The organism is Streptomyces sp. NPDC058198, from assembly GCF_042882605.1.
In the GTDB taxonomy this organism is placed as follows: domain Bacteria; phylum Actinomycetota; class Actinomycetes; order Streptomycetales; family Streptomycetaceae; genus Streptomyces.
Genome location: NZ_JBHVVP010000002.1, coordinates 39,033 through 57,725, shown reverse-complemented (window position 1 = coordinate 57,725; position 18,693 = coordinate 39,033). Strand labels below are relative to the sequence as shown.

The following is an 18,693-nucleotide window of genomic DNA, read 5'->3' as shown; positions in this document are numbered from 1 at the left end:
CCGCGTCCCGCACAGTCAACCGTGCCCCCATTTTCCGCTTCGGGCGGTGGCACCGGCCTGTCGGCTCCCCACCGGACACCTGCATTCTGTCCGACCTCCGGTGCCGGAGGGACGGGAACGCCCGGTTCTCCCGCCGGAGGCCGGACGGTGACGGCGGGAACCGGTTCCAGTCGACGACGACCAGGCGGTGGGGCTGCACGAGGCGCTTGAGAAGCACCTGCCGGGCGTCGCCAAATGAGTCGGCGGTGATCCGCCGGTGTCTGGAGTCGGTGCTGCCGCTGATCGACTGCTGGGTCATCAGTGACACGGGGTCCATCGACGGCACGCAGGAGATCATCAAGGAGGTGCCGGTGGGAATCCCCGGGCAGTTGCACCAGCACCGGATGCCCTGCTGGGCAGCGAAGGAGGGCACGACCGGTCGATCCGCACCTTCTACCTCCTCGGCAATCCCACCACCGACTTCTCCGCGGATCTGACCTGGCTGGCCGGAGAGATCGCCGCGAGCCGCCTCGATCCGGGCATCAGCTGGCGCGACCCGTGGACTCGCCACTCCGAGGCAGTACAGCTTCTGCTCGGCCACCGCCTCCATGGCAAAGCCGTCCTCGATCTTGAGTAACCGGACGGGTCTGACACCGTCTCAACCTCCGTCGGCGCCCTGCGACGTTGACGGAGGGTTAGTTACTAGAAGACAAACTCAGTGCTCCTGGACTCTTGCCCCGTCAACATTGCCGGAGGGCCCGTCCGCTTACAGAGTTGAGAAGCACGCAGAGCGGGGACGCACCGCCGAGCCCTCCGATGGCAGCTTCGGCACCTTTCGGCATCGTGGCGCGCGTCCTAACTTCTAGCTCATGCCGTGGATGACGCTGGCCAGTGCCGTAGTCGGTGCCTTGATCGCGACCGCTTCCGCCGCCATTCTCAACCGCAGCCGCTTCCGCCGCGAGCAGGACGACCGCCTCATCGGCCTACGCCAGATCCTGTACGGCGACTACCTCACGTGCCTTTCCCAGGCCCGCAACGCCTTTCGCGGCCTGGCCCGAAACCAGGACCTGGATCCCGTTGAACGGGAACGCTCCGCCCGCGACAGCTTCGCCCCGTGCTACGGCATGCGCTATCAGATGTCGATCACGGCCGCATCGGACGTCTTCGCCGCCTCCGAGGACGCGTTCCGCCGCCTTCGTCTCGTCTCCCTGATGAAGGGCGTCGAGCTCAGCACGGCCTCACTGATGAGCGAAGTCATCGCAGACGTGACAGGCGCAGGGCCAGAGCGGATCGCGGTCGTATCCGGCCCCAATCTCGCGGGCGAGATCATCCGCTGACAGCCCGCTGCCGACGTCGTGGCATGCGCGGACATGAACGTCGCCGAACGGCTCCAAGCCGCCTGCCACACCCCCTACTTCCGCCCCTACACCACCACCGACGTCGTCGGCTGCGAACTCGGCGGCGCGGTCAAAAACGTCATCGCCCTGGCCGTAGGCATCGCCGACGGACACGGCCTCGGCAGCAACACTCAGGCCGCGCTCATCACCCGGGGCCTGGCCAAGACCACCCGCCTCGCCCAGGCAATGGGCGCCAACGCCCAGACACTCGCCGGACTCGCCGGCATGGGCGACCTCGTCGCCACCTGCTCCTCACCCCTGTCCCGCAACCACACCTTCGGCGCCAACCTCGGCCGCGGCCTGACCGTCGGCGAAACCACCGCGGTAACCAAACAGACAGCCGAAACGGTGATAAAAAACCGCCCCCGACCTGTTTTCACAGGTCAGGGGCGGTTCTCGATGGCGGTAGCGGAGGGATTTGAACCCTCGGTGAGTTTCCCCACACTCGCTTTCGAGGCGAGCTCCTTCGGCCGCTCGGACACGCTACCGGGAGAGAGCTTAGCCCACGGTGGGCCGTGCTCCGAAATCGATATCGCGGTGTGGCGAGGGGAGGGGGGTCGGAGGGGGGTCCGGGGAGTGCAGAAGGGGGTGTCGGGGGTGGTCAGCGGTCGCGGAAGAAGGTGGTCAGGAGTGCGGAGCACTCCTCGGCCAGTACGCCGTGGATCACCTCGGGCCGGTGGTTGAGCCGGCGGTCGCGTATGACGTCCCAGAGTGAGCCGGCCGCGCCGGCCTTCTCGTCGAGGGCGCCGAACACCACGCGGTCCACCCGGGACTGCACGATCGCGCCCGCGCACATCGTGCACGGCTCCAGGGTCACCACCAGCGTGCAGCCCGGCAGCCGCCAGGAGCCGAGCGTCCCGGCGGCCCTGCGGATCGCCAGGATCTCCGCATGGGCCGTCGGGTCGCCCGTCGCCTCGCGTTCGTTGTGGCCCACGGCGAGCACCGTGCCGTCCTGGGACAGCACGACGGCGCCGACCGGCACATCACCGGACCGGGCCGCCCGTGCCGCCTCGTCGAGGGCGAGGAGCATGGAGGCCCGCCACGGATCGCGTACCGGGTCGGGCACCGTGTCGTGCCGGGTCACCCGTGCCCCTCCCGGCAAGGTTTGCCCCGTCGCGCAAACATTCCCGGTCGCGGCACTAGCGGACGGTCTCCAGTACTTCGGCGGCTCCCAGAGCCTCTGCGATCTCGGCCATCGCATCGGTCTCCAGCGCCAGCAGATCGGCCTCGGGCAGGCCGAGGTCGGCGAGAATCTCACGGTCGCCGACGGCTCCCGAGAGCACGGTCTCCCCGTCGATCACGGGGCTGTCCTCGTCCTCCTCGTCGTTCTCGTCCGGTTCGCCGTCCTCGGTACCGTCGAGGTCCAGCGTGTCCAAGTCGTCGGCCGGGTCGTCGTCCTCCCCGCCGAGCAGTTCATCAATGAGGATCTCCCCGTACGAGGAGCGTGCGGCCGCGGCCGCGTCGGAGACGTAGATACGAGGGTCCTCCTCGCCCTCCACGCGGAGGATGCCGAACCAGGCATCCTCCTGCTCGATGAAGAGGAGAACTGTGTCCTCGTCCACCGAGGCGTCGCGGGCCAGGTCGGTCAGGTCCGACAAGGTCTCCACATCGTCGAGCTCTGTATCGCTCGCTTCCCACCCGTCTTCGGTGCGCGCGAGCAGTGCGGCGAAGTACACCGTGACTCTCCCACTGGTCAGAGGTGTGACGAACCGGCGGTGCGCTGCTCTGCCCCGCCTACTCGGAATCGTGGCAGAAACGAGCGCTTCGCGAGAGGTCTTCCACCGTTGCGTCGGGGGCCCATTTTATTAGGCGCCTGTTCGGCCCCACGCGTCGGATGCCCTCTGTGCGGCCCCGGGACCGGGCGAACGGCCGCTTACGGGCCCGGTATGCGGCCCCGCACATGGCCCGCGTCCGGCGGGCGTACGGTCCGCATATGGCCCACGCGCGGCCCGCGCGTCGTCCGCCCCGTGTCTCGGGAGCCGCTACCAGCGGAAGGTCCGCATCCGCATCTGCTGGCGCATCCGCGCGGCGCGGGCCTGCCGCGGCTTCACGCGCTCGCGCAGGGCCTTGGCCTCGTTCAGCTCCCGCAGGAACTGCGCGCGCCGCCGACGGCGCTCCGCTTCGCTCTCCGGGGCCGCGTCCGGGCCTATCTCCGTGTCCGTGTCCGTGCCCTCGGCCCTGGTCTGGTCGCGGTCCTGATCCTGCCCCTGCTGATACCGGTCCGGCATCGACGCCTCACCACCCCAAGGCTGGGTCCGTAACTCCGCGGCTTCACCGGGGAGACCCCTTCTCACCTTCCCTCCGTAACGGTGGTTGATGCCGACGCCTTGGTGGCAGCGCGTGGAGCCTTGGCCCCCGGTTACTGTGGGCGCCATGCGGATTCATGTCGTCGACCACCCGCTGGTGGCGCACAAACTCACCACGCTGCGCGATCGGCGCACCGATTCTCCGACCTTCCGGCGCCTCGCCGACGAGCTGGTCACCCTCCTCGCGTACGAGGCCACCAGGGATGTGCGGACCGAACAGGTCGACATCACCACCCCGGTGACGTCGACGACGGGGGTGAAACTCTCCTACCCGCGCCCGCTGGTGGTCCCGATCCTCCGGGCCGGCCTCGGCATGCTCGACGGCATGGTGCGGCTGCTGCCGACCGCCGAGGTGGGCTTCCTCGGGATGATCCGTAACGAGGAGACGCTCCAGGCGTCCACGTACGCGAATCGCATGCCGGAGGACCTGTCGGGCCGCCAGGTGTACGTCCTGGACCCGATGCTGGCGACCGGCGGCACGCTGGTCGCGGCGATCAGGGAGCTCATCAAGCGCGGCGCGGACGATGTCACGGCGGTGGTGCTGCTCGCGGCGCCGGAGGGCGTCGAGGTGATGGAGCGTGAGCTGGCGGGCGCGCCGGTGACGGTGGTCACCGCGGCGGTCGACGAGCGGCTCAACGAGCACGGCTACATCGTCCCGGGCCTCGGCGACGCGGGTGACCGTATGTACGGAACCGCGTCCATCTGAGACGAAGGCGAGTGCCCGCCTCCCCCTGCCCCGCTTGGGGAGGGGAGAGGCGGCACCCGCCGGTGGGCCCGCGCCGGCCCGTCTCCACGACTGCCGGCGAGTGAGCCGAAGGGCGGCACAAAGCGCCCGGAGGCGAACCGAGCCCTCAAATAAGAGCGCGCCTTAGGGGTTCTTCGGGGAGGCCAGGTCCCCGCAGGCCTTGGACGTGGAACTGGCGAGCGTGGCCAGCGCCTGGTCGGCGTCCGCCTGGACGGTCAGCGCCTTGAAGGCCGAGCCGATGATCAGATCGACGTCCGCGGTCTCGCGGGTGTCGGTCTTCGACGTGGCCCCCTTCAGCTGGGTGCCGAGGACGCTGAAAGGACCGTCCGAGGTCATCGTGGCGCCCAGCAGTATTCCGGCGCCCGGGACCTTCTTGTCGTACGCGGCAGGGGCGTTACCGACCTTGCCGATGAGGAAGCCGCGTTTCTTCAGTTCGTCGGCGGTGGTTTGGGCGAGACCGCCTCGCGGGGTCGCGTTGTAGACGTTGACCGTGATCTGGCCGGGCTTGGGCAGCGACCTCGCGGGCGCCTTGGAGGGCTTGCAGTCGGGTTTCAGGCCGGCGGCGGTGTTCTTCTTGCCGTCGCCCGTGAAGACGTCGATGAGCTGCAAGGTCCCCCAGCCGGCCAGGCCGAGGGCAACAACGGCGGCGACAGCCGCGAGCACGATCCTGCGGCGATGACGGGGGCGGCGCATTCGCGGGTATTTGCCACCCGTGATGCGGTACTTTCCGCCCATGCCGGGGGGAGTCAGCATGCTCATGGCCGCAGCGTAGTGCGCGCTGGTAATGATTCCTACTAAATGATCAACTGATTGATCCGTCCGTGGTGGGAAAGGCCCCGAAAGGCTCAGTGTTCACCCGTACGGTCCCGGTCAGCGCCGGTCAGCCACGGTCAGCGCCGGTCAGCCACGGTCCAACTCCAGCACGCGCGCGTGCAGCACCTGGCGTTGCTGGAGCGCGGCGCGGACGGCGCGGTGCAGCCCGTCCTCCAGATAGAGATCGCCCTGCCACTTCACGACATGCGCGAAGAGGTCTCCGTAAAAGGTGGAGTCCTCGGCGAGCAGCGTCTCCAGGTCCAGTTGACCCTTCGTGGTCACGAGCTGATCGAGGCGGACCGGGCGCGGCGCGACATCCGCCCACTGCCGGGTGCTTTCCCGGCCGTGGTCGGGATAGGGCCGCCCGTTACCGATGCGCTTGAAGATCACACGGAAAGCCTACCGGGCGAGCGGCTCCGGGCGCAGCCATGGCGCCGGAGTGTAAAAGCGTCATTGGGCGTCAAAGCGGGAGTGAAGCAAGAGCGGAAGCCCATCGTCCGGTGAGCCCGCCGCCGAGATCGTCCTCGGCGGCGGATTCGCCGGCCCCGCGCGCGAACCGCTGATTCGCTCGAAAGGGGCTGTGTTCGGTAGGGCGCGTCGCGTGGTTACGCGTCGCGTGGTTACGCGGCGGGCTGGTGGCCGCGGGCGGGAACGCCGCTGCCGCTGTCGCCGCGCGCGGTACGCGCCGCCACGGCCGGCTTCGAGAGCGAGCCGAGGTCATGGGCGTAGGTGCCCACGGCGTTGGCGATCACGTCGATGTTGACGTTGAAGGCCTTCATATCGATGTTGGAGAGGTCGTCGCAGGCCGAGTGGTAGCACTTGTCGTACGCGACACCGGCCTCGCCGCCGAACTTCGCTGCCTGGGCCTCGGTCTTGATGCCCTCGGCGCCGGTGAAGGTGCCGCCGGAGGGGATGCCCGCGTCGATGAACGGCCCGTAGTCGGAGCGGCCGTCGAAGTCCGTGCCCTCGTGGGGGGACTTCTTGCCGTCGAGGAAGTCGGTGATGCCCTTCTCCAGCTGGGCGGAGCCCTCGGGCCCCGGTCCCGCTCCCTCGCCGTCCGAGTCGTCACCGTCGTAGACGAACTGGGCGGCGTTGGGCGAGCCGATCATGTCGAAGTTGAGATACAGCGCGATGCTTGCGCGCTGCTTCGGGGTGAGGTCGGCGACGTACGCCTCGGCGCCGAGCAGCCCCAGCTCCTCCGCCGACCACCAGGCGAAGCGCACCTTGTTGGTGGGCTTCTCGTGGGTCTTGGCGAGGTCGAGAGCCACCTCCAGCAGACCGGCGGAGCCCGAGCCGTTGTCGTTGATGCCGGGGCCTTCGGTGACCGAGTCGAGGTGGGCGCCGAGCATCACGGTGCTCTCGGCCTTGCCGCCCTCGGTCTCGGCGATCACATTGCGGGTGGTGCGCTCCTCCTGGAGCTGACGGACCTCCAGGGAGACCGTCACGGCGCCCTTGCCGGCCTCTGCGACGAGCGCCTGGCCCTCGGCCTGGGTGATTCCGCCCGTGGGGATCACACCGGCGTCGGGACCGCCGAGCGTGCCGTTGAGCGCGCCCTCGGTGTTGTTGTAGACGATCGCGGCGACCGCGCCGGCGGCCCCCGCTTCCTTCTGCTTCGTGGCGAAGTCGCAGCCGCCGCGCTGGATCAGCGCGATCTTGCCGGTGAAGGCGCCGGCGGCGTAGTCGGTGGGCTCGCAGCCCGTGGTCGCGTCGACCGGGACGACGGCGAGGGCCGCCGTGACACCGCCCACCGGGGTGGACTTGGTGTACGACATGGCCGCGATCGAGACATCGCGCGGCGTCGGCGCGGTGACCGAGAGCTTCTCGGCGAGCGTCTCGATGTAGGTGATGCCGAAGGTGTCGTACGAGACGCGGTAGCCGGCCTTCTTGAGCTGGCTGTACACGTAGGCGGCGGAGGCGTCGTGGCCGAGCGTCCCGGCGGCCCGGTGGCCGTCGGCGGAATCCGCGATGGCCTGGAACATCTTCAGATGCCGGTAGGCGTCCTTGGCGGAGGCCTCACGCACCAGCTCGCGGGAGAGCTTCGCCGCGTCCTTGGCCGGGTCGTGCGGTCGCGCGGACGCGGGGGAGACGGACAGCAGAAGAGGGGCGGCGAGCGCGGTCGCGGCCGCCACAGCCAGGAATCTGCGGGGAGTTGCGTTCACAGGGGTTGGGGTCCTTCCGGTGCGAACGAATGTGAGGGAAAGCTAGCGACCGGCGTGCCCTGTGGGAACAGGTGTGCCACAGGTCACGGACGCGTATCGGCAGATCAGCCGCAGATCGGCCGCGTACCGGCCGACGCCAGCCCGTGGACCGCCCCTCGTGCTCAGCCCTTCCCCGCGGGCTTTCCGGCCTTCGCCGCGCGCTTCGCCTCCTGCTTGAACGCCCGGACCTTGGCCAGCGATTCGGGCCCGGTGATGTCCGCCGCCGAGCGGTACGACCCCTCGTCGCCGTACGCGCCCGCGGCCGCCCGCCAGCCCGTGGGGCTTACCCCGAACTGCTTGCCCAGCAGCGCCAGGAAGATCTGGGACTTCTGCTTCCCGAAGCCGGGCAGCGCGTTCAGCCGCGCCAGCACCTCGGCGCCGGTGGCGACGTCACGCCAGACGGCGCCGGGATCGCCCTCGTAGTGCTCGACCAGGTACTGGCAGAGCTGTTGCACACGCTTGGCCATGGACCCCGGATAGCGGTGCACGGCGGGCTTGTCCGAGAGCAGCGCCACGAAGGCGTCGGGGTCGTACAGGGCGATCTCCCGTGCGTCGAGATCGTCCCCGCCCATGCGTACGGCGATGGTGTACGGGCCTGAGAACGCCCACTCCATCGGGACCTGCTGGTCCAGCAGCATGCCGACGAGCGCGGCCAGCGGGCTGCGGCCGAGCAGTTCGTCGGCCTCGGGCTGCTGTGCGAGCCGAATTGTGGTGCTCATTAAGCGATGATCGCCCCGGCTCCGGCGCATCGCATGTACGCCACGCGCTGGCGGTGTGTTCATATGACTATTTTGGGGCGCGGATGGCGGAACCGGACGAGGGGTAGATCTGGGCCTACCGGGTGACACGGCAGGGGGGCGGTACGCGATGCCGGCATTCCTGACCGGCTCATTCCGGCGCAGGGGAAATCTTCCGGAACCTTCGGGAAAGGCCGCGCGCCCGTGACACAGCCCTTTGAACTGCCGGATTTCTACATGGCCTATCCGGCCCGACTCAACCCCCACCTGGAAGAGGCCAGGGAGCATTCCAAGAAGTGGGCCAGGGACATGGGCATGCTGGAAGGCTCGGGGGTCTGGGAGGAGCACGACCTCGATTCACACGACTACGCCCTGCTCTGCTCGTACACCCATCCGGATTGCGACGGCCTGGCGTTGTCGCTGGTCACCGACTGGTACGTGTGGGTGTTCTTCTTCGACGACCACTTCCTGGAGGTCTTCAAACGGCCCCAGGACCGGGAGGGCGGCAAGGCGTATCTGGACCGGCTCGCGGCCTTCATGCCGATGGACCTGTCCGCCGGATTCCCGGAGCCGACCAATCCCGTCGAGGCGGGTCTCGCCGATCTCTGGGCCCGTACGGTCCCCAGCATGTCCATGGGGTGGCGCGAGCGGTTCGCGGAGAGCACCGAGAATCTGCTCAACGAGTCCGACTGGGAGCTCGCGAACATCAACGCGGAGCGCATCGCGAACCCCGTCGAGTACATCGAAATGCGGCGCAAGGTCGGCGGAGCGCCCTGGTCGGCCGGTCTCATCGAATATGCCGCGAGCGCCGAGGTCCCCGCGGAGATCGCCGATTCCCGCCCGCTGCGGGTCCTCAAGGACACGTTCTCCGACGGAGTCCATCTGCGCAACGACCTGTTCTCGTACCAGCGGGAGATCGAGGAGGAGGGCGAGCTGAGCAATGGCGTGCTCGTCCTGGAGACCTTCCTCGGCTGTACGACGCAGGAGGCGGCGGACGCCGTCAACGACCTGATCACCTCGCGCATCCAGCAGTTCGAGAACACCGCGCTGACGGAACTGGGCCCGCTCTTCGCCGAGAAGGGCCTCGACCCGCAGTCGTGCGCCGACACCCTCGCCTATGTGAAGGGGCTCCAGGACTGGCAGTCGGGCGGCCACGAGTGGCACATGCGCTCCAGCCGCTATATGAACGGCGCGGGGTCCGAGTCCGATGACCCGTCCGGTACGTCGTTCTCGATGACCCCGGTCGGTCTCGGCACGGCCGCCGCCGATATCGCGAAGACGATCGGCGTGGGCGCCCCCGCGCGGGCGCGCAGCCACAGCCATGTCCCGTTCCAGCGCGTCGGTCCCTCCCTGCTGCCCGAGTTCCACATGCCGTTCGAGCTCACCCTGAGCCCGCATCTGGATCACTCTCGGGAGCATGTTGTCGAGTGGGCGCACCGGATGGGGATTCTGCGGGCGCAGCCGGGTATCCCGGGCTCCGACGTCTGGGACGAGGAGCGGATCAGGCGGATCGACCTGCCGCTCTGCTCGGCCGGCATCCATCCGGACGCCACGCCCGAGGGGCTCGATCTGACCTCGGACTGGCTGGCCTGGGGGACGTACGGCGACGACTACTTCCCGGTCGTCTACGGCAGTACCCGCGATCTGGCGGGTGCGAAGGCGTGCAACGAACGGCTCTCGCTGTTCATGCCGGTCGAGACCTCCGAGACGCCGGTGCCGGCGACCGCGCTGGAACGGGGCCTGGCCGATCTGTGGGCCCGTACGGCGGGCCCGATGGAGCAGGCGGGCCGCCGCACCTTCCGTAAGTCCGTCGAGGACATGACCGCCAGCTGGCTGTGGGAGCTGGCCAACCAGGCGCAGAACCGCATCCCCGACCCTGTCGACTACATGGAGATGCGCCGGCAGACCTTCGGCTCGGACATGACGATGAGTCTGTCCCGGCTGAGCCACGGCCGGGAGGTGCCGCCGGAGATCTACCGCAGCGGTCCGATGAAATCCCTGGAGAACGCGGCGCAGGACTACGCCTGTCTGCTGAACGACGTCTTCTCGTACCAGAAGGAGATCGAGTTCGAGGGCGAGGTCCACAACGGTGTGCTCGTCGTGCAGAACTTCTTCAACTGCGACTATCCGACCGGCCTCGCCATCATCGACGACCTCATGAACTCGCGGATGCGCCAGTTCCAGCATGTCGCCGCCAACGAACTGCCCGTCCTGTACGACGACTTCGATCTGGACGAGGACGCCCGCGGGGTGCTCGACGGCTATGTGAAGGAGCTGGAGCACTGGCTCTCCGGCATTCTGAACTGGCATGAGGGCTGCCATCGCTACAAGGAGTCCGATCTGATCCAGGACCGGTCGGGCATCACCCGCTGGCTGGCGCCCGTGCCGAGCGGGCTCGGCACCTCGGCGGCGCGGCTGGTGCTGCCGGGGCCCGGATCCGTACCGGACATGGCGCGGTAGCCCGGCCGGGCCACGGACGGAGGAACCAGCGGTGAGCCGATCGCAGTCCCACCCGGTGGCGGACGACGGACAGTGGGCGACGGAGCGGTGGGTAATCCAATGGTGAGCGCTTGGGAGAAGTTCGGCTACGGGCCGTGGGACAACACCGAGACCGTGCCGAAGGAGTCACCGGCCGACGTCGTCCGCGCCCGTATGGGCCTGCCGGGCACCTTGCGTCCGGTGCCGGGCGAGGGTGTCGTACAGCGTCCGGTGTTCGACCCCGCGGCGGCGCATCACGCGAGGGGAATGAGGCTGAGCGAGCCGCGTTTCGCGGACGCGCGCAGGGAAGCCGCCTGGTTCGCCGGCCGGCGCCAGGCGCTGGACCACGCCCTGGCGGCCGTCGCGGGTTCCCGGTGGACCGAGCACCTGGCGCTGCGCGGGAGCCGGCTGCTGACGTCATGGTTCGGGGACGCGGCCCGCGATCCGGGCGACCTGGATTTCGTCGTCGTCCCCGACACCTGGGAACTCACCGACCCCCGTACGGACACGATGCTCAACGACCTCGCGAGCACCGCCGAGGCGCTGTCGCGCGCCGGTGGCCCGGTCCGTATCGACGCGGCGGGCGCGCTCAGCGACGAGATCTGGACGTACGACCGGGTGCCGGGCCGTCGGCTGGTCCTGCCCTGGACCGCCGTGGACCCGGCAGGGCCGGATGCGGTCCCTCCGTCGACGGCTACGGCGGAGGCGCTCGGCGGCACGGTCCAGCTCGACTTCGTCTTCAACGAGCCCCTGCCCGCGCCCCCGGCCATGACCGCGGTCGCCCCGCTCCGCGGCGGAGCGGACCTGGTGCTCAACGCGGCGACGCGCGAACTGTCGCTCGCCTGGAAGATCCTCTGGCTGGTCTCGGACGTCCACCCCGAGGCCAAGGACCTCTACGACGCGATCCTGCTCGCCGAGACCACGGACCTCTCGGAGGACCTGCTGCACCGGGTGTTCCGGATGGGGAGTGACACGTACTACCACCAGCACCCGGTCGGTCTGGACGACCTCGCCCAGGTGGAGGCCGACTGGTTCGAGTTCGGCAAGGACTACCCCGACTTCCCGGGCAACGGCGCCGACCAGCTCGCCCGGCTCCTCATCGCCGTCGCCCCCACGTTCGTCCCGAGCGCCGACAGCCCCTACGAGTGCCTCGCCGACTGGCTCGCACCACGAACGGAAGCCCATCGCACCGTGCTGGCCGAGTCGGGCATGGACGCCGTCCAGTCCCACCTTGTCGACTGCCGGTCCCCGGCCGTGGTGGCGCTCGTGATCACCCGCGAACTCCTCGGACGCGCCGCGTGCGACCTGTCCCGCGCGGCGGACCTCGTGGCGGCCTTCAGGACCGGCGCCCCGGTCGTCGTCGACCGGGCGCGTTTCCTCGGCGATCCGCACACCGCAGCGGAGTGGCTCGCGCGCGGTGGCTCTCACTCAGAGGCTCTCGCCCGGCGGAAGTAGCGCCGCGGAAATACAATCGAGGGGAAGCCTTCGTATGAGCGGCTGGGACCGGGACCACGCAGGGATCAAGGATCCGGCCAGGTCAGCAGCGCATAGTGGGCCCTCAGGCGTATGCCGCGGCGAGGAAGCCCTCGTGGCGGTCCATGAACGGACGTCCCTCGGAGCGGTCCATGACCTGGCGTCGTCCTGCGGAGCCGGCGAGTTCCGACGAGCTGCTGACCACACTTGGACGACTCACCGCCCAAGCGCGGCAAGGGGCCGAGTTGCAGCAGGCCCGGGTCGAGCTGGCCGAGGCGTTGCAGCGCGAGATGCTGCCGGCCGTACTGCCGGCCCTGCCGGGGCTGCGGAGCGCGGCGCGCTATTCGCCCGCCCGGGACGGCCTGGACATCGGTGGTGACTGGTACGACGGTTTCGTGCTGCCCGACGGCGCGCTCGGGTTCTCCGTGGGCGATGTGCAGGGCCACGACGTCGAGGCGGCCGCGTTCATGGGGCAGATCCGTATCGGGATGCGGGCCGTGGCCACCGCCACCCCCGACCCGGGCGAGGTGCTGCGGCGGGCCAACGATCTGCTGCTGTCGGTGGACTCCAGCCTCTTCGCGACCTGCACCTATCTGCGTTTCGACCCCGTCGCCTGGGAGCTGCAGGCAGCCCGGGCCGGCCATGTCGCCGCGATCTGGGCCACGGTCGACGGGCGGTACGGCATCGCCGAGGACCCGGGCGGTCTGCCGCTGGGCATCCTGCCGGTGGAGGTGTACCCGGTGACGCGGCACCGGCTGACGACGGCGGGAGCGTTCGTGCTGGTCACGGACGGGGTGGTCGAGGGGCCGTCTTTCCCGATCGAGGAGGGACTCGCGCGGGTGGCCCGGCTGGTCCGTGACGGCGCCGCCGCCGCACCCGAGGAGCTGGCCGCCGAGGTGATGAAGGTGGCCGAGTTCACCGGGCACGAGGACGACTCCGCCGTCCTCGTGCTGTGCCACGACGCGGCGCCGTACGGGAACGAGTGACGCGAGGGTCCTGGCAGCGTGTCATGGCCCGGCCGGGCGGGTGACGCTGTCTGATTGCTGGTGTGGTGCGTACCGAGGAAACCCGACGTCTCTCCGTGGCTGCTCTCCGGATCCTCGCTGTCGCCGCCCTCTACTACGGGGGCGCACAGCTCGGCCTGCTGCGGGAGGTGACCGTCGAGAGCGCGGTCGTCACACCTCTCTGGCCGTCCACGGGCATCGCCCTGACCTGCCTGCTCTACATGGGCATCGGGGTGTGGCCCGGTATCGCTCTCGGCGCCCTTCTCAACATCGTGACGATCGGCCCGATCTACTCGACCGACCCGGGGATCATCGCGGCCAGCACGCTCGCACCGGTCTGCGCCTGTCTGATGCTCCGGCGGGTGGGCTTCCGCACCGAGGTGGACCGGCTGCGGGACGGGCTGGCGCTGGTGTTCCTCGGTGCCATGGGAGGGATGCTGATCAGCGCGACCATCGGAACGTGGATGCTGGTGCTCAGCGGCCGGCTGCATCTGGACGACTTCTGGCCGGTCTGGTCGGCGTGGTGGACGGGTGACGCCATGGGGGTGCTCGTGGTCACACCGGTGCTGCTCGTCCTTCGCAAGATCCGGCTGCCCCGGGACACCCACCGGTGGGCCGAGATGTTTGCCCTGGTGATCGGCGCCGCCGTCATCACACCGCTGGCCACCAGGAGCCCTCTTGCCCTGCTCTTCCTCGTCTTCCCGTTGATCATCTGGGCGGCCCTGCGCTTCCAGCTCGCCGGGAGCGCGCCGTGCGCGCTGTTCGCGTCCGTCCTGACGATCCTGGCGGCGACCGACGGAGTGGGACCGTTCGCCCACCACACCCTCATCGAGGTCGTGGTCACGCTGCAGCTCTTCAACGGGTCCGTGGCGCTGACCGCGTTGCTGCTGTCGGCCATCGTCACCGAGAAGCGCAACATCCGTCTGAAGATCGATCAGGTGTGCAACGACCTGGCCGAGGTGGTGGCCCACCTCGCGCCGGGGGCGGCGGGGAACCGGTTGCCGCCGGACAGGACCTAGGTCCTTCACGGTCCTGCATGATCCATGTCCGGGCCGGTCCTGCGGACGTACAAGACGGACCTTAAGGTGTGCGGTTATCAGCTCCTGTGATGATGCGACATGTGAGGAGCGATGCTGACAAGAGGGGGGACGCGCGTACATGCCGCACACCTGGAGCCGAAGACCGCGAAGAGCCGTACTCGCCATGCTGACCGGGACGGTGGTGGCAGCCTCCGTGCTGCTCATACCCGGCGGCAGCTGGGCGGCCGACGGTACGGCCCCCGCCGCGACGGCCGGAACGGTCGAGTCCGCGCCAACGGCCGGTGACGCCCGAGCGGCCGGTGACGCGACAACGGCCGGTGACGCGACAACGGCCAGGCTCGCCACCGGCGAGCGGCTCGAACTCCTGGACGGCGGCGCCGCCTCGGGTCCTGACTTCCAGGTCGTCCCCGCGCAGGGCAAGCCCCTCGGGCGCTACGCCTACACGTCCACGGACGGCAGCCTGCGGGTGCGGCCGGTGGACCAGCGGCAGCCCGTGGCCGCGACGGAGATCGCCACGGGCGACCGGAGCGCCCGGACGCTCAACGCGACGAAGGCCGCCGCTGTGACGAAGGCCGCCGCCGCTACGTACCCGGTGAAGCTCACCATCACCAACGCGGACGTCACGAGCAAGATGTTCTGGGTGTGGGACCGCAAGACCTGGGCGGCCTACGCCGTCACGGACGCGGCAGGCGCGAGCGCGAGCGTGAATCTGCCGCCGGGCGACTACTTCGCCGTAGGGCTGCACAGCGACTGGGAGCAGCCGAGCTACCTCCTCACCAAGACCTTCACGGTGGCCGCCAAGAGCCTGACGGTGTCGTTCGACCAGAGCGCGGCCAAGGAGACCGCGATCAAGGTCGACGACACGACCGCGAGCCGCTACAGCTCCGCCGTATGGATCTCGCTCCCGGGAGGTGACCTCGCCGGCTTCGCGGGAAGCGGATCGGCCGCGGTGTACGTGACTCCCTTCTCCGTCCCCGGAACCGCGCTCCGCATCCATGACGTGCTGGCGAAGAAGGGCACCTCGGCCAGTGTGCCGAGCCCGTACCGGTACGACCTGACGCACGCGTTCCAGAACACGGTTCCCGCCTCGCCCGTGGCCCAGGTGCGCACGGCGAGCCTGGCCAAGACGGTCACGTCCGTACGCGCCCCGGGCAACGGCACCTTGGGCGAACTGCTCTCCGTGCCGAACCTCGGGGAATGGACCGGTGTGTACCTCGGCTCCTCGGTCCCGGTCCCCGGAACCGTCACCGAGTACGCGACGCCGGGCGTCTCGTACTCGCGGATCCTGCACTACGGCAGCTACGACCACTCTCTGACGCTCAAGGACAGGACCCTGGCCGCGGGCACATCGGCGGGGGAGACGCTCGGCGCGGCCCCGTTCGCGCCGAGCCCGCGCGACGGCGGAGGCTCGTCCCGGCAGTCCACGAAGATGTGGCTGTACGAGCCCATGGCCTTCACCGACAGCGACGGCAACGCGGGGATCGACGACCGGTCCAAGACGTCGTACCTGCTCACCTCCCAGGGGCAGACCCTCGCCTCGGGCGCCGACATGACGCCGTATCAGCAGCTGTCCGCCACCGTCCCGAGCGGGCGGGCGACATACGAGCTCGACCAGACCGTCTCCCGCAGGGTGCCGTACGCCCGGCTCTCCACGCAGGTGCGGAGCGAGTGGACGTTCAGCTCCTCGAGCCAGAGCGGCTCGGGTGAACTGCCGCTGATCGACCTCGACTTCGCGACGTCGGGACTCGACGCCAGGAACACCGCCGGAGCGGGCCCGGTCCGTATCGGCGCGACGGCCGCCACCCGGCACTCCGAGGCGGCGGACACCCTCACCGGCCTCGAATACTCGACGGACGACGGGGCGCACTGGACCGCGCTGCCCCTCTCCGGTTCCGGCGAGAGCGCCTCGGCCGAGCTGACCGTTCCGTCGTCGGTCTCCTTCGTCTCGCTGCGCGCGACGGCCGTGAACGACCAGGGCGGGAGCCTGCGGCGTACGATCACGCGCGCCTTCGCGGGCGCGACACCCCGCGGAGACGAAACGGCCGGCGCGACCAAGATCTCCAATGTGCTGGTCAACGGCGGCAAGCCCGTCGTCTTCGACACGGCCGGCTCGCAGGTGATCCCGGCGCAGTTCACCGCCACCGACCCGGCCGGCATCGCCGGTGGCGATCTGTACCTCTACCACCGCTCGTACACCACGCCCGACGGTGTCCTCATCAGCCCCTGGCCGGCCGCCTGTACGAAGGTGAACGCCACCACCTCGGCCTGCAGGACCGACTTCGTCGTGGATGTACGGCGTGACCTGGGCCTGAGCGGGCTGGCGGGCGTGTGGAAGGTGGCCGCCTGGGCGCAGTCCGCCGACGGGCGGAGCTTCACCGACCTGCACGCCGCGCAGAACGCCTCGATCCTGCGTTTCGCCAAGCTGACGGTCAACGCCTCGCCCGAGCCGGTCACGAAGGGGAAGACCATCACCGTCACGGGCAAACTGACCCGGAGCAGCTGGCAGGCGTCCGCGTACGACGGGTACGCGAGCCAGTCGGTGAAGCTGCAGTTCCGGAAGGCCAACTCCACCACTTACACCACCGTCAAGACGATCAAGACCGACGCGTCCAGCAATCTGAAGACGACGGTCACCGCCTCCGTGGACGGCTACTGGCGCTACAGCTTCGCGGGCACCGCCACGACGAGTCCGGTGACCACCGCCGGCGATTACGTCGACGTGAAGTAGCGCGCCCGGTACCTCAAGGATCCACACAGTCGGCCGCCGGTCCCCAGGACCGGCGGCCGACGCCGCGTCACGCCGCGTCACTTCCGGGGCCGGATCAGGGGCCGGTTCAGCGCGGCAGGCGGGCCGCGCGCATGTGGAGGTAGTGGGTCTCCGGGATGCTGAGCGTGCGCCGGGCCGCCAACTGGTAGGCGGCGCGGGCGCCTTCGACATCCCCTGCCTTCTCCAGCAGGTGGGCGCGTACGGCATCGAGCCGGTGGTGGCCCGCCAAGCGCTCCTCCAGCGTGGCGACTTCGGCCAGCCCGGCCCGGGGGCCGTGCACCATGGCGACCGCCACCGCCCTGCCGAGTTCGGCCATGGGATCGGGGGCGCGGCGTACGAGGATGTCGTACAGCGCGAGGATCTGCGGCCAGTCGGTGTCCTCGGCCCGCGCCGCCTCGTCGTGCAGCGCCGCGATGGCCGCCTGCAACTGGTAGGCGCCGGCGGGCCCCTGGGACAGGGCCTCCTCGACCAGGGCGGTGCCTTCGGTGATGGCCCGCCGGTCCCAGCGCGTACGGTCCTGCTCGTCGAGCGGGATCAGTTCCCCGTACGGTCCTGTGCGCGCCGCGCTGCGGGCGTCGGTGAGCAGCATCAGCGCCAACAGCCCGGTCACCGCTCCCTCCTGGGGCAGCAGCCGGCGTACGGCCCGGGTCAGCCGGATCGCCTCGCGGGCGAGATCGGCGCGGTGCAGATCGCTGCCGGAGGTCGCCGTATAGCCCTCGTTGAAGATCAGGTAGAGCACCTGGAGCACGGCGGCGAGCCGCTGGAAGCGGTCCCCAGGGCCCGGCTGCCGGAAGGGCACACCCCTGACCTTCTGCTTGGCCCTGCTGATCCGCTGCGCCATCGTCGCCTCGGGCACGAGATGCGCGCGGGCGATCTCGGCCGTGGTCAGACCGCCGACGGCCCGCAGGGTGAGCGCGATCTGTGCGGCCGGGGTCAGCCCGGGGTGGCAGCACAGGAAGAGCAGGGTGAGGGTGTCGTCCTCGGACGGCGCGCGGCTCTCACCGGGCGGTGGCGCCGTGAAGGCGTCGCGCGGTGTGAGCGCGGCGGCCGTCTCCTCGCGTCCGCGCCGCGCCTCGTCGCCGCGCAGCTGGTCCATGAGGCGACGGGAGGCGACCCTGATCAGCCAGCCGCGCGGATTGTCGGGCAGGCCGGTCTCCGGCCACTGCCGCACGGCGGCGAGCAGCGCCTCCTGTACGGAGTCCTCGGCCGCGCCGAAGTGCCCGTACCGGCGTACCAGCGCGCCGAGGACCTGCGGCGCGTGCAGGCGCAGCAGGTCCTCGATGCCGGTCGTGCGTCTCACACATCGCCTCCGCCGGCGCCCTGGATGGGGCGGATGACCACCGGGTAGGCGGGGGTGCCCTCGGGCCCCGGGCACTGCGCAAGGCGCGCGGCGATCTCGGTGACCCGCTCCAGACTCTCGCAGTCCACCACCCAGTACCCGGCGAGCAGTTCCTTGGTCTCGCCGTAGGGACCGTCCGAAATCACCGGCCGGCCGTCGTCGCCCGCGCTCACGAAGCGGGCTTCCGCGGGCTCGGTCAGTCCGTTCCCGTCCACGAGCTCACCGGACTCGGCGAGGTCGTTCGCGATCTCCCCCATGAAGGCGAACATCGCCTGCAGGTCCTTCTCGCTCCAGGCCGGACAGTGCGCGGAGCCCTTGCCGCGCATCGCCTCGTAGTCGGCCTGAGAGCCCTGCACCATCACCAGATACTTCATGATTCTTGCTCCTCGGCCGCGCCGTCGCCCCTCGTGGGCAACT

15 protein-coding genes, 1 tRNA gene and 1 pseudogene are annotated in these 18,693 nt (G+C 69.8%); 7 read left to right on the top strand and 10 right to left on the bottom strand.

Annotated elements, in window-relative coordinates; genetic code table 11:
• Window positions 1-848: 848 nt before the first annotated feature.
• Window positions 849-1,727 (top strand): annotated as a pseudogene (locus ACFVWW_RS08765) (NAD(P)H-dependent glycerol-3-phosphate dehydrogenase); the annotation flags it as partial.
• A 49-nt stretch (window positions 1,728-1,776) separates the two neighbouring features.
• Here ACFVWW_RS08765 and ACFVWW_RS08760 read toward each other — a convergent pair.
• From ACFVWW_RS08760 to ACFVWW_RS08745, 4 genes are all read right to left on the bottom strand, one after another.
• Window positions 1,777-1,864 (bottom strand) — tRNA-Ser (locus ACFVWW_RS08760).
• A 113-nt stretch (window positions 1,865-1,977) separates the two neighbouring features.
• Entirely contained in the window at window positions 1,978-2,406 is a 429-nt protein-coding gene (gene tadA / locus ACFVWW_RS08755; RefSeq protein WP_384178592.1) for a tRNA adenosine(34) deaminase TadA, read from the bottom strand.
• Between the two features lie 109 nt (window positions 2,407-2,515).
• Entirely contained in the window at window positions 2,516-3,052 is a 537-nt protein-coding gene (locus ACFVWW_RS08750; RefSeq protein WP_384177955.1) for a hypothetical protein, read from the bottom strand.
• A 306-nt stretch (window positions 3,053-3,358) separates the two neighbouring features.
• A complete protein-coding gene (locus ACFVWW_RS08745; RefSeq protein ID WP_384334817.1) occupies window positions 3,359-3,604 on the bottom strand; it encodes a hypothetical protein in 246 nt (81 codons plus the stop codon).
• 145 nt (window positions 3,605-3,749) lie between these two features.
• Between ACFVWW_RS08745 and upp the strand changes: the two genes are divergently transcribed.
• On the top strand, window positions 3,750-4,388 hold the full coding sequence (upp, locus tag ACFVWW_RS08740; protein WP_384334814.1) for a uracil phosphoribosyltransferase: 639 nt from the start codon (window positions 3,750-3,752) through the stop codon (window positions 4,386-4,388).
• Between the two features lie 162 nt (window positions 4,389-4,550).
• Here upp and ACFVWW_RS08735 read toward each other — a convergent pair whose 3' ends face one another.
• The 4 genes from ACFVWW_RS08735 to ACFVWW_RS08720 form a co-directional block, all read right to left on the bottom strand.
• Complete coding sequence (locus tag ACFVWW_RS08735; RefSeq protein WP_384177946.1) at window positions 4,551-5,186, bottom strand: LytR C-terminal domain-containing protein; 636 nt, start codon at window positions 5,184-5,186, stop codon at window positions 4,551-4,553.
• A 141-nt stretch (window positions 5,187-5,327) separates the two neighbouring features.
• Complete coding sequence (locus ACFVWW_RS08730; RefSeq protein WP_041987019.1) at window positions 5,328-5,630, bottom strand: type II toxin-antitoxin system VapB family antitoxin; 303 nt, start codon at window positions 5,628-5,630, stop codon at window positions 5,328-5,330.
• 230 nt (window positions 5,631-5,860) lie between these two features.
• Entirely contained in the window at window positions 5,861-7,399 is a 1,539-nt protein-coding gene (locus ACFVWW_RS08725; RefSeq protein ID WP_384177943.1) for a M28 family metallopeptidase, read from the bottom strand.
• 161 nt (window positions 7,400-7,560) lie between these two features.
• Complete coding sequence (locus ACFVWW_RS08720; RefSeq protein ID WP_386876881.1) at window positions 7,561-8,157, bottom strand: HhH-GPD-type base excision DNA repair protein; 597 nt, start codon at window positions 8,155-8,157, stop codon at window positions 7,561-7,563.
• Window positions 8,158-8,379: 222 nt separating this feature from the next.
• Here ACFVWW_RS08720 and ACFVWW_RS08715 point away from each other — a divergent pair, with 222 nt between their 5' ends.
• From ACFVWW_RS08715 to ACFVWW_RS08695, 5 genes are all read left to right on the top strand, one after another.
• Window positions 8,380-10,635 carry a family 2 encapsulin nanocompartment cargo protein terpene cyclase gene (locus ACFVWW_RS08715; RefSeq protein WP_386876879.1) on the top strand — a complete coding sequence of 752 codons (2,256 nt, stop codon included), beginning with the start codon at window positions 8,380-8,382 and terminating at the stop codon, window positions 10,633-10,635.
• 99 nt (window positions 10,636-10,734) lie between these two features.
• The gene (locus tag ACFVWW_RS08710; RefSeq protein ID WP_389679398.1) at window positions 10,735-12,108 is read left to right on the top strand and encodes a nucleotidyl transferase AbiEii/AbiGii toxin family protein; all 1,374 of its coding nucleotides are present in this window, start codon (window positions 10,735-10,737) and stop codon (window positions 12,106-12,108) included.
• Window positions 12,109-12,278: 170 nt separating this feature from the next.
• Window positions 12,279-13,112 (top strand): PP2C family protein-serine/threonine phosphatase, encoded by an 834-nt coding sequence (locus tag ACFVWW_RS08705; RefSeq protein ID WP_384177930.1) that lies wholly within the window; start codon window positions 12,279-12,281, stop codon window positions 13,110-13,112.
• Window positions 13,113-13,174: 62 nt separating this feature from the next.
• The gene (locus ACFVWW_RS08700) at window positions 13,175-14,149 is read left to right on the top strand and encodes an MASE1 domain-containing protein (protein WP_384177927.1); all 975 of its coding nucleotides are present in this window, start codon (window positions 13,175-13,177) and stop codon (window positions 14,147-14,149) included.
• 184 nt (window positions 14,150-14,333) lie between these two features.
• Window positions 14,334-16,898 carry a hypothetical protein gene (locus tag ACFVWW_RS08695; RefSeq protein WP_386876874.1) on the top strand — a complete coding sequence of 855 codons (2,565 nt, stop codon included), beginning with the start codon at window positions 14,334-14,336 and terminating at the stop codon, window positions 16,896-16,898.
• 106 nt (window positions 16,899-17,004) lie between these two features.
• On the opposite strand, the gene ACFVWW_RS08690 is transcribed toward ACFVWW_RS08695, so the two are convergent.
• Together ACFVWW_RS08690 and ACFVWW_RS08685 are read right to left on the bottom strand one after the other, a co-directional pair.
• Window positions 17,005-18,237, bottom strand: a complete 1,233-nt coding sequence (locus ACFVWW_RS08690; RefSeq protein WP_386876872.1) for an RNA polymerase sigma factor — start codon at window positions 18,235-18,237, stop codon at window positions 17,005-17,007.
• On the bottom strand, window positions 18,234-18,650 hold the full coding sequence (locus ACFVWW_RS08685) for a YciI family protein (RefSeq protein WP_384191201.1): 417 nt from the start codon (window positions 18,648-18,650) through the stop codon (window positions 18,234-18,236). Before ACFVWW_RS08685 ends, ACFVWW_RS08690 begins: the two co-directional genes overlap by 4 nt.
• Window positions 18,651-18,693: the final 43 nt, after the last annotated feature.